We start from the raw sequence: 11,651 nt of genomic DNA, 5'->3' as shown, positions 1-11,651 counted from the left end.
GGTGAGGGGGCGACCGCGAGGAATTGCCTGACAGGTGGACTCCTCGCGTCAATCAGGAAGTGAGATACAGTCCGCCCCGCCCCGACCGCGTTCTCCGACGCGGGCTCCCCCAGGTGTGCCTTTGTCCCGTACGAACCCGCGCCTCGATCCCGTGCCCGAATCACCTGATGCATCCGATGCGGCGCCCGGCACCCCGCCTCCTCCACCGGAGTACACCGGCACCCATTCCCGGGAGCTCACCGGGCTGCGTGGGGAGAACACGGCCACCCGGCTGACGGGCTCGGTGGGGCTGCCGGCGACGGAGCCCACGAGCACGGTCATCGCGCCCATGGAGGCCGGCGAGCTGCCCAACGTGGCGGCCATCCGCGGGCTCCGGTTGGATCAGCTGCTGCTGCTCACCACGGGCGCGCTGGTCATCGTGATCGTGGGCCTGCTGGCCGCGCTGTCCGCGAAGACGACGGAGGCGCAGCTCACCGCGACGTCGGACCGCTTCACGCAGCGGCTCCAGTCCCAGGCGCGCGAACTGGGCCAGACGGTGAGCCACACGCTGGCGCTCACCTCCGCCACCAGCCTGCGCGACAACAACTACGCGTTCCTCACGGAAGTGGCGCGCTCCATCATCGCGGACAACCGAAACATCCTGCGCGTGCAGATGTTCGACGCGGACGGGCAGCTCGTCGCGGACAGCGACCCGTCCGCCAAGCTGGGCGAGTCCTCCGGAGGCCGCACCGCGGAGCGCCGCTGGGCCAGCGCCTTCTTCCAGGGCCAGCCCGTCTTCGAGTTCCAGGAGCCGCTCGACTACGGCTCGCAGGCCGGCAAGGGCGTGGTCGTCATCAGCTACTCGCTGGAGGACCTGCAGAAGCAGCTGCATGAGTTGGAGGAGACCAACCGCGCCGCGGTGCGCGCCAACACGCTGCGCATTGTCGGGCTGGGCGTGGGCTTCGTCGTCCTGGCCGGCGTGCTGGCCGCCTTCCAGAGCCGCCGCATCACCAAGCCGCTGGGCGTGCTCACCCACCGCGTGATGCAGCTGGCCGCCGGTGACCTGGGCGCTCGCGCGGGCACTGCGCCGGGCGCGGGCCGCGAGGTGACGACGCTGGGCGTGGTGTTCAACCACATGGCGGAGCGCATCAAGGTCCTGCTGGAGGACGTGCGCGCCAAGGCGCAGCTGGAGCGCGAGGTGTCGCTCGCGCGCACGGTGCAGGAGACGCTCCTGCCGGGCCGCGAGGCCGTGACGGTGGGGCCGCTGCGGCTGGCCGGGCTGGTGGTGCCCGCGGACGCGTGCGGCGGCGACTGGTGGTTCCGCGCCGCGCTGGACGACCGGCGCGTGGTGATTGGCATCGGAGACGTGACGGGCCACGGCCTGTCCACGTCGCTGGTCGCCACCAGCGCCACCAGCGGCTTCGCCTCCGCCATGACGCTGCGCGAGCCGTCGCAGGTGCACGCGCAGATGCTGATCACCGCGCTCAACGTGACGCTGGCCAACGTGGGCCGCGGCGAGCACCAGATGTCCAGCGCGCTCGCGGTCATCGACGTGTACAGCGGCCAGATTGACTACGCGGCGGGCGCCCACCCGGCGGCGGCCGTCTACAACCGGAACACGCGGCAGATTTCGTCGCTGCCGGCGCGCGGTCCGCTGCTGGGCGCGAACGTGGCGTCGCAGTTCACGTCGCGCCAGGCGCAGCTGAGCCCCGGTGACATCGTCGTCTGGTACACGGACGGCCTCACCGAGGCGCGCGACGGTGCCAACCGGCTCTACGGCACGCAGCGGCTGGCCGCCGCGCTCCAGACCCACGCCCACCTCCCCGCCGACGCCCTTCGCGACGCGCTCCTCGCGGACGTGCGCGCGTACAGCGCCGGCCAGCCCCAGCGCGACGACATCACCGTCATCGTCGCCGAATTCAGCCCCGCCCCCTCGCCTTGACGAATCGCATGCGCCCATTCCTTCGTTCCCCGCGCCGCGTCTCCACCGCGCTCGCCCTGCTGGCCACCCTGTCCGGTCCGCCGGCGGCGCTCGCCCAGTTCCGCCCGCCGCCCGCCACCGAGGCGCAGCGCATGACGGAGCAGGGCGAGCAGGCCCTCGTGTCCGCCAACGCCGCCGCCTCCAAGGGTGACAAGAAGGAGGCGGAGGAGAAGTTCAAGAAGGCGCTCCAGCTCTTCGAGCAGGCGCTCACGCAGGAGCCCCAGTCCGTGTTCGCCGCCGCGGGCCTGGGCAGCGCCGCCAACGCGCTCCAGGACTTCCAGCGCACGGTGACGCGCCTTGCGCCGGTGTTCGCGCAGAGCCCGCAGGAGCTGTCGCTCGCGTACCCGCTGGGCACCGCGTACTTCAAGCTGCGCCGCTTCCAGGAGGCGGTGCCGGTGCTGGAGCAGGTGGCCGCCGCGGATCAGCCGGACCACCTCATCGTCCACTACTACCTGGCCAGCTACTACCTGTACGTCCAGGACGGGAACCGCGCCGTGACGCGGCTGCAGCGCTACCTGACGCTGCGCCCGGAGAAGCTCGCGGGCAACGACTTCCAGATCCACGAACTGCTGGGCAAGGCGCACCTCCTCCGCCGGGACGCTGTCGCCGCGCGCGCCTCGTTCGAGAAGGCGCAGGCCGGCCGGGCCGAGTCCGCGACCGCGCAGATCGGCCTCGCGGCCGTGCTGGAGATGGAAGGCCACGTGCCGGAGTCCCGCGCGCTCCTGGAGCGGCTGGTGACGAAGTTCCCGCAGGTGGCGGAGCCGAAGGAGCGCCTCGCGCGCCTGTATCTGGCCGCGGGTGACGTGCCGCGCGCGGACCTGCAGGCCACCGCCCTGATGAAGCTGGGCTCCACGCCCGCCGCGCACCTCTTGATGGGTGACGTGCGGCTCGCGCAGAAGCAGCCCGCGCAGGCGGAAGCGGAGTTCCGCAAGGTGCTGGAGCTGCAGCCGGGCCTGCTCCTGGGACAGATTGCCGTGGGCAAGGCGCTCCAGGCGCAGGCGCGCCACGAGGAGGCCATCCAGTTCCTGGAGTCCGCCGTGAAGTCGGGCGGCGGCAGCCTTGAGCTGTGGGCGACGCTGGGCTCCGTCAACCGCCGCGCCGGCCGCTACCAGCGCGCGGTGGAGGTGCACCGGCGCGTGGTGGAGATGGCCCCGCGCCAGGCGCTGGGCCACGTGCTGCTGGGCGCGGATCACTTCGCCACCGGCCAGTGGGACCAGGCCATCGAGGACTACGGCAGCGCGCTCCAGGTGGAACCCAACCACCCCGGCGCGAAGCAGTGGCTGGCCCGGGCCCTGGCCCATCGCGCGAGAGATCGCGCCGGCACCCAGCGCCTGGAAGACGCCGTGCGCGACCTGCGCCGCGCGTATGACCTGGACCGCTCCGTGCCCATGGCCCGCCGGCTGGGTGCCGCGCTCCTGGACAGCCACCAGTTCGCGGAGGCCCGCAAGGTGATGGAGGGCGCGGTGACGCTGCCGGGCGCGACCTGGCGCGAGCACCTGTTGCTCGGTTACGCCCGGCTGGGCGGTGGCGATGCGCAGGCCGCGCTCGCCGCGTTCACCCAGTCTGGTGAGGCCACGCAGGAGCCGGATCAGCGCGCGGAAGCGTCCGCGGGCGCCGCGCTCGCGGAAGTGGAGCTGGGCCAGGTGGACGCCGCCGTGCAGCGGCTGACGGACGCGGGGCCCTCCAAGACGGCCGCGAAGGTGGCGGAGGCGAACCTGCCTCGCGTGCTGGTGCGCCGGGCCCTGGCGAAGCTGGAGACGGGCGACGCCGCCGCGGCGAACCGGGACCTGGACGCGGTGGACCGCCTGGGCACCGGCAAGCGCGCGGACGTGGCGAAGCTGGCCGCCTTCGCCCGGGCGCTCACGCGCGCGGAAGAAGGGAAGTTCGCGGAGGCCACCGCGGGCCTCAAGCGCTCCCTCACGCCCGCGCCGGAATGGGCGTGGCCCAACACGCGCGCGCTCGCGGACGCGTGGGTGCTCTACCGCCAGGGCAAGGTCGCGCCCTCGCGCAAGCTGCTCACCGCCGCGCAGAAGAAGCCCATGCCCGGGCAGCCGAAGTGGATGGGCAACCTCACCGGCGCGCTGCTGCGGCGTGAGGCGGCGCTCGCGTACGCCTCTGGCAACATGAAGGCGTCGGAGAAGGCGCTGAAGGCCGCGCTCGCCGCGACGCCCGACGACGCGCTGGTGCAGCACAACCTGGCGTGCGTGGGCTGGCGCCAGGGCGACAGCGCTTCGGCGCTCGCGACGTGGAAGCGCCTGGAGACCGCCGTACCTGTCGCCTCGCTCAACCTGGGCATCGACGCGCAGGAGCGACGGCATGAACCCGCCGAGGCCGTGGACGCCTGGCGCCGCTACCTGGCTGCTGGCGCGGGCCCCCGCGCTGCCCAGGTGCGGGAATGGAAGGACCGCCTGCAGGGCCTCTATGGACTGGGTGACGCGCAGGGCGTCACGCCGGCCACCGGGGTCGCGGAGGAGACGCCGTGAAGACGCCATCCCTTGTCGCGCGGGGGAGCCTCCTGCTCGCCGCCGTGCTGTTCGCCGTTTCCGTTGCCAGCCCCGCGTCCGCCGCGCCGAAAAAGGCCACGCTGGGCGTGTTCCTCGCCACGACGTTGTCGGACGGTCAGGAGCGCTTCCAGTACGCGGAGGCGCTCGCCCAGAAGCTGGAGGCCAGCCTGGGCCGCCCCGTTGGCGCCAAGAGCTTTGGCCGCTACGAGGACTTCTCCAAGGCGGTGGGGGAGGGGCAGATCGACTTCGCCGTGGTGGACGGCTGGGCCGCGGTGCAGCTGGGCTCCAAGGCGGAGCCGGTGGCGTACGCGCCGCGCGCCGGTGAGACGCAGCAGCGCTGGGCCATCATCTCCCTCCAGAAGGGCACCGTGAAGGACCTCGCCGGCAAGCGCATGGCGCTGGTCAAGGGCGCGGGCTCCGCGGATCCGAAGTTCGTCTCCCACGTCGTGCTGGGCGGCGACCTGGATGCCCAGAAGCACTTCAAGCTGGTGCCGGTGCCCAACGTGGAGTCGGCGGTGAAGATGCTGGAGGCCAAGGGCGCGGAGGCCGCGCTCGTTCCGGTGGCGCACGTGCCCAAGGACATGCGGGTGCTCTTCAAGAGCAGCCGGGTGCCGGGCGCCGTGCTGGTGGACCTGAAGGGCGGGGGAGACGCGTTGTCCCAGTCCCTGTCCTCCGTGGGTGCGGTCGCCCCGTTCGACGCCTTCGCCCGCATCCAGGGCCGCGAGTTCGAGGACTTCCGCAAGCTCGTCACCCAGGGCCCCCCGCGCCGTCAGCCCGTCCTCGCGGACTCTCCCGACCTGCGGGTGGAGACGCCCGTGCTCGTCCAATCCGAGTCGCTGGGTCCCGCCCTCCCGCCGTTCGTGGACGACCTGGCCGTCTCCGCCGAACAGCCGGATGACTGATTGCGCCGTGAGCTGATCCGCGCACGGGGTTTCCACCGCCGTGCGCGTGTTTCACCGCGATCGACAGCCATGACTTGGCCTAAGGCGAGTTATTGCGGTAATTTGAGAAGTCGAGCGGAACGCCACCGTTCAGGGGTGGAAACTCATCCCTGAGAACAATTGCCAGTCGCACCGGCTCTGGTTCCTGGCGCTAGAACCGCGGATACCCCCTGCTTCCCCTCGTGGAATTGAGAACGATGGACTCGACTGAGTACGGTGGATCGCGCACCAACGCGGTGAAGGGGTTTGCCGGTCGGATGGGCGCGCGCGCGTGCCTGACCCTGGTGGTTTGCGCCCTGTCCCTCTTCGCGGTGGAGACGGCCCAGGCCCAGGAGGCCCAGGAGCCCGCCCCCAAGACGCGGACCAAGGCCCCCCGCAAGCGCGCGGCGACCCCGCCGGGCGCCAAGGCCGCCACGCCGGGTGCCAAGGCCGCCACGCCCGGCGCGAAGCCTCCGCGCACGGCGAAGACGCGCCGGGGCGCGAAGGCGCAGCCCCCGCCGACGGACGTGGAGCCCATTCCCGGGGACGAGCCCGCCGCGCAGCCGCCGGCGCTCGCCACCGAGCCGCCGCCCGCGCCGCTCGCCCCCGTGGCCGGCCCTGGCCCGTCCGTTTCGGATCCGCTGCCCGTGGCCTCGCCGTCGCCGTATGACGGGCCGCTGACTTCGGACATCCCGTCCAACCCGCCGCCCGCGCCCACGCTGGGTGCCGGCGCGGTGCTCCCGTCGTCACAGCCGCGCACGGCGGACAACGTCCCGGACCGCGCGCCCTTCACGGAGCCCACCTCCGACCGCGCGCTGCCGCCGCCCTCCAGCCTCTCCGGCCTGGACGGCCCGGACCTGGGCGGTGGCGACGACCTGGAGCAGAACATCAACAGGGCGCTGAGCGAGGCCGTCGTCACCACGGCGTCCAAGCGCAGCCAGCGCATCTCCGACGTGCCCCTCACGGTGTCGTGGATCCCCGCGGAGGAGCTGGAGGGCACCGGCCAGTTCTCGCTCTGCGAGGCCATCCAGTACTTCCCCGGCATGGAGTGCCGCCGGGGCTCCATGCGCAAGGCGGCGGTGAGCGCGCGCGGCCTGGGCTCCAACTACCTGTCCAACCGACTCCTGCTCCTCAAGGACGGCCGTCCGCTGACGGACCCCTGGACGGGCCAGTTCTACGCGGATGAGACGACGCCGCTCACCAACCTGAAGCAGGTGGAAGTCATCCGCGGCCCGGGCTCGTCGCTCTACGGCTCCAACGCCTTCAGCGGCGTCATCAACATCATCGAGCGCCAGCCCGCGGACCTCATCGCCAAGGGCCAGAACGTGGGCGCCGACGCGCGCATCCTCGCGGGCCAGGACAAGACCTGGCGCCTGCAGACCAACGTCGCCGGCCGCGGCGGCCCGGTGGAGGCGCTGCTCGGCTACTACGGCTTCGGCTCGGACGGCCCGCAGCTCTTCAACAACCCGCAGCTGAACCAGACGGACACCAACGAGGACTCGCTGGTCCACCAGGTGAACGGCAAGGTCCGCGTGGGTCCTCTCGCGCTGGACGCGGACTTCACGGACGGCAACATCGGCCGGCCCGGTGGTCAGAACATCTCCACCGTGGGCAACTGCGGCCGCTGCCACTACACCGCGCAGGACAACGAGCACGTCCAGAACCTGAACACCGCCCTGCAGCTGGATCAGCAGGTGACGGACAACGTGCGCGTGTTCGCCCAGGCCTACGCCTTCTTCAAGCGCCGCAACGTGACGCTGGAGAATGAAATCACCGGCGCCCTGGAGGACACGCTGGGCAAGCGCAGCCGCCTGGGCGGTGAGGCGCGCGCGCTGTTCTCCCTGGACAAGCTCTCCGTCACCGTCGGCGGCGACGTGAAGGCCGACCAGGTGAACAACCAGAACATCCTGCCCGGCCTGACCCTGGACGACACGAAGCAGACCATCCTGGGCGGCTTCGTGGACGCGGAGTACCGCATCACGGACCGGCTGGTGGTGGGCGCGGGCGCTCGCTACGACAACTACCAGATCCCCTCCAAGGTCTGGGAGGCGAAGACGGATCAGGTGTCCCCGCGCGCCAGCGTCGTGTTCCACGCCATCCCGGAGCTGCTCACGCTGCGCACCAACTACGGCCGCGCCTTCCGCGCGCCCACGCTGGCGGAGCTGGCCATCAATCAGCAGATGTACGCCGCGACGCTCCTGGGCAACCCGTCCCTGCGCGCGGAGACGCTGGACACGGTGGAGGCGGCGGTGGACTTCTGGCCGCTGGACCGCAGGGTGCGCCTGACGGGCACGGGCTTCTACAACCGCGCCCGCAACTTCATCAATCAGGAGCTCCTCTTCGGCTCCACGTCCCAGTTCAAGAACCTGGGCGACGCGCGCGTGGCGGGCTTCGAGGCGGAAGCGGCGGCGCAGGTGCCGTCCCTCAACTCGTCCTTCGACGTGGCCTACCAGTTCCTGGACGCCCAGGCGCTGCCGGTGGGCGGCGGATCCGGCTACCCGCTGGACTACGCGCCCAGCCACCGCGTCTACCTGCGCGGCCGCACCAACATCGGCAAGTTCGCCTTCGTGGAACTCTACGGCCTGTTCGTGGGCGCCCGGTATGATCCGGGCTTCGTGGTGGACGAGAACGCCGGCACCACCACCCGCGTGAAGCTGCCCAGCTACATCACCGCGACCGCGCGCGTGGGCTTCAACGTCCACGAGCGCGTGGCGGTGTCACTGTTGGGCACGAACCTCTTCAACGCGAAGTACGAGGAGTCCCACGGCTTCCCCGCACCGCCGCTGGGCGTCTTCACAGAAGTTCGACTCCATTATTAGGGCGCTGTTTGGATACCGTCGCCGCCGTGAAGGATGCTCCCCTGAAGTTGACGCCGGACACGACGCTCACGCCGGAGGCGCTGGAGAAGGCCTCCGGAGTGCTGGCCCGGGACGGCCTGTTGTTGGGGCGCGGTGACGACGCGGCGCCGCAGCTGGTGCTGTTCGACGGGCGGTTCACTCCCGCCCACGCCGCGCTCCTGGAACGCCGTCCCCCGGCGCTGCTGCTGGCCACCCGTGAGGGCGGCCAGCCGTCCGCCTGGGAGGCGCGGCTGTTGAGCGCGCTGTTGCGCGGCGAGCCCATGATCCCCAAGGAGGCAGCCACGTCCGTGGCGTGGCTGGGCAGCGTGGCGGAGGTGACGGCCGTGGGCGAGCGCGCGGCCGAGGCCGTCCTCCAGGCTGGCGGCTCCAAGGGCGCGGCCAGCCGGGTGGCGGATGTCGTCCATGAGATTGGCGTGAACGCGCTGCTCGACGCGCCAGTGGACGGAAGCGGCGAGCCGAAGTACGCCCACCGGCGCGGCCAGGTGCAGTCGGTGGCGGATGAAGACCGCTGCCTGGTGTCGTGGGCGGTGGCGGACGGCAGGGCGTGGCTGGAGGCGACGGACCGCTTCGGCCGCCTGTCGGTGTCACCGTTGGTGCGGGTGGTGAAGGCCTGGGGTGAGAAGGCGCAGGTGGATGCTTCGGGTGGTGGCGCGGGCCTGGGTCTGCGGCGCATCCTGGAGCACAGCGACGCAGTGGCGGTGCGGGTGACTCCGGGAAAGCGCACACAGTTCGCCTGTGGAGTGGACCTGGGCGACGGTCGCCGCCGGGCCGCGCAGCCCAAGTCGCTGCTGTTCAGTCTGGAACGAGGGTAGGCGGGTGGAGAGCCAAACTTCCAATGCCAGCATCACCTCCCTGCGCGTGGGCAGTCTGACCCACGTGCGCGTGGCCGGGGTGATCGACGAAACCTTCCCCCTCACGCCAGCCTCCAAGGGCATCCAGGGCCTGGTGGTGGTGGACCTGGGCCTGGTGGAGCGGATCAGCTCCTTCGGTGTGCGCCGGTGGATTGAGTTCGCCGGCCACCCGCCGCAGGGCGTGTCGGGGCTGTACGTCGTCAACGCGCCGCCGGTGGTGGTGGATCAGCTCAACATGGTGGAGGGCTTCGCGGGCGTCGCGCGCGTGCTCTCGCTGTTGGCGCCGTACACGTGCCGCTTCTGCAAGGAGGACCGGCTGCGGCTGGTCCGCCTGGTGGAGGAGGCGAAGGTGCTGGAGCAGGGCGGGGCCCCGCCGCACCAGTGCCCGGTGTGCTCCCAGCCGCTGGAGTTCGCGGACGAGCCCACGGAGTTCTTCGACTTCGCGCGCCGCCAGCAGTTCTCCGCGGTGGATCCCGCGGTGCTGCGCTACCTGCGCTCCGGCATCCCATCGGAGCCGTCCGAGCTCTCGTCGCACCTGAAGATCGTCCAGGACGACATCACCTTCATCACCCTGGCCAGTACGCTCAAGGGCGACCTCAACGTGCGCCGGCTGGCGTCCGGCCTGGAGGGGCGCGTCGCGTTCGACTGCTGCCACGTGAGCGTGGTGGAGCAGGAAGCGCTGCCGCGCATCGAACAGGTGCTGGAGGTGGCCGCGCAGGGCGCCCAGGTGGTGCTCTGCCGCGTGCCGCCGCCGCTGCTGGCCGTGCTGGCGAAGTCCACCAAGACGCTGCCCGCGAAGCTGGCCACGCTGTGGCTGCCGTGTGACTGCCGCAACTGCGGCCAGGTCACCCACCAGCGCATCCAGACCTCCGAGTACCTGGAGGTGCTGCGCGCCAAGGGCACCATGGAGCGCGTGTGCCCCGTCTGCGGCGGCAGCTCCCGGGCTCCGGCGCTCGCGCAGTTCCAGGGGCTGCTCGCGCGCACGCCGCTCACCGACAAGCCGCTGGAGGACATCGAGGCGCTGGAGCAGCGCGCGCTCAGTCAGTACCTCTTCGGCTCCACCAACACGGACCCCGGCGCCCGGGGCTCGTCAGCCACGGACACGCACACCAGCGGCGCGCGGCTGCAGATCATCCGCCGGCTGGGGCAGGGCGGCATGGCGGAAGTGTTCCTCGCCAAGCAGCAGGGCGTGAAGGGCTTCGAGAAGTTCGTGGTGATGAAGAAGATTCTCGCGCAGTTCGCTGAGAATCCTGAGTTCGTCGACATGCTCTTCGCGGAGGCCCGCGCCAACGCGCGCCTCACGCACCCCAACGTCGTGCAGACCTTCGACGTGGGCGTGACGGACGGTGTGGCGTACATCCTGATGGAGTACGTGCGCGGCCCGGACCTGAAGCGCCTGCTCACGGAGCTGCGCCGCAAGGGCATGGCGCTGCCGCTGGAGCACGCGCTGCGCATCGTGGCGGAGGTCGCCGCGGGCCTGCACTACGCGCACAGCTACGTGGACCCTTCCGGCACGGCGCACCCGGTGGTGCACCGCGACGTCAGCCCCCACAACGTGCTGGTGTCGCTGGACGGCGCCATCAAGCTGTCGGACTTCGGCATCGCCAAGGTGCAGGGCGAGGAGCACACGCAGGCGGGCGTCATCAAGGGGAAGATTTCGTACCTCTCCCCGGAGGCCGCCAGCGGCCGCCCGCTGGACTGGCGCAACGACGTGTTCGCGCTGGGCGTGGTGCTCTTCGAACTGCTCACCGGCCAGCTGCCGTTCCGCCGGGACCATGACGCGGCCACGCTCGCGGCCATCGTGCGCGAGCCCGCGCCGGTGCCCTCGCAGCTGCGGCCCCACATCCCGCAGGACGTGTCGGACCTCATCCTGCGCGCGCTGGTGAAGGACCCGGCGCGGCGCACGCCCTCCGCGGCGGCGATGCGCGAGGAGATTGAAGCCGTCATCGCGCACCACCGGCTGTCCTCGTCGCCCGCGTCGGTGGCGCAGTTCTTCAAGGAGACGCTGGGCGACCGGCTCTCCGAGTACGCGCCGTCGTCCATCGCCGGCCCGGGGACGGGCTCCAACCCCCGGGCGCTGATGCCGGGCACGGGCTCGCACTCGCGCAACGTGGGCACGGGCTCGGGCAGCGACATGCGAGCCCCGTCGGACCTGTCCCGTCCGCCCGTGCGCGGCGGTTCCGGCAGCATGCCCCGGATGGAGCCGCCCCCGGTGGCCTCCCCGCCGGAGCCCGCCGAGCGGGGCACCGAGGTCGTCTCCGTCATCGGGCCGCCCATGGCCTCCGCGCCTCCGGTGGCACCGCCCGTGGCCGCCGCGCCCCGTCCGTCGCGCCCGGCCGCGCCTCCGCCCACGTCGCCGATGCCGCCGCCCACCGCTGTGCGCCCCGCGGCGTCCGCCAACGTGCCCACGCGCGTGGGGCCTCCGCCGCAGGCGCCCGCGCGTCCGTCGGTGGCGGTGCCGTCCGTCGCCCCGCTGACCGCGGCTCCGCAGCCGCACCCCGTGGCAGCGCCCCCGTCGCATGGTGCCCCAGCGGCGGCTGCGGGGCGCTTCCCTGCTG

6 protein-coding genes are annotated in these 11,651 nt (G+C 71.9%); all 6 read left to right on the top strand.

Translation table 11 applies throughout. The annotated features are described in order from the left end of the window. Window positions 1-121 precede the first annotated feature (121 nt). A complete protein-coding gene (locus D7V77_RS35970) occupies window positions 122-1,921 on the top strand; it encodes a PP2C family protein-serine/threonine phosphatase (RefSeq protein WP_120580781.1) in 1,800 nt (599 codons plus the stop codon). An 8-nt stretch (window positions 1,922-1,929) separates the two neighbouring features. After that, window positions 1,930-4,443, top strand: coding sequence for a tetratricopeptide repeat protein (locus D7V77_RS35965; RefSeq protein ID WP_120580780.1), 2,514 nt, complete (start codon window positions 1,930-1,932; stop codon window positions 4,441-4,443). After that, on the top strand, window positions 4,440-5,366 hold the full coding sequence (locus tag D7V77_RS35960; RefSeq protein WP_233597448.1) for a PhnD/SsuA/transferrin family substrate-binding protein: 927 nt from the start codon (window positions 4,440-4,442) through the stop codon (window positions 5,364-5,366). Before D7V77_RS35965 ends, D7V77_RS35960 begins: the two co-directional genes overlap by 4 nt. A gap of 236 nt (window positions 5,367-5,602) precedes the next feature. Beyond that, window positions 5,603-8,203, top strand: coding sequence for a TonB-dependent receptor (locus D7V77_RS35955; RefSeq protein WP_120580779.1), 2,601 nt, complete (start codon window positions 5,603-5,605; stop codon window positions 8,201-8,203). A 26-nt stretch (window positions 8,204-8,229) separates the two neighbouring features. Further along, window positions 8,230-9,054 carry a hypothetical protein gene (locus tag D7V77_RS35950; protein ID WP_233597447.1) on the top strand — a complete coding sequence of 275 codons (825 nt, stop codon included), beginning with the start codon at window positions 8,230-8,232 and terminating at the stop codon, window positions 9,052-9,054. Window positions 9,055-9,058: 4 nt separating this feature from the next. After that, on the top strand, window positions 9,059-11,651 hold a 2,593-nt coding region (locus D7V77_RS35945), incomplete at its 3' end, for a serine/threonine-protein kinase (RefSeq protein ID WP_233597446.1).

It is taken from the genome of Corallococcus sp. CA041A (genome assembly GCF_003612075.1).
In the GTDB taxonomy this organism is placed as follows: domain Bacteria; phylum Myxococcota; class Myxococcia; order Myxococcales; family Myxococcaceae; genus Corallococcus; species Corallococcus exiguus.
The sequence above is the reverse complement of the archived record's forward strand: the minus strand, read 5'-3'. Positions and strand labels throughout refer to the sequence as shown.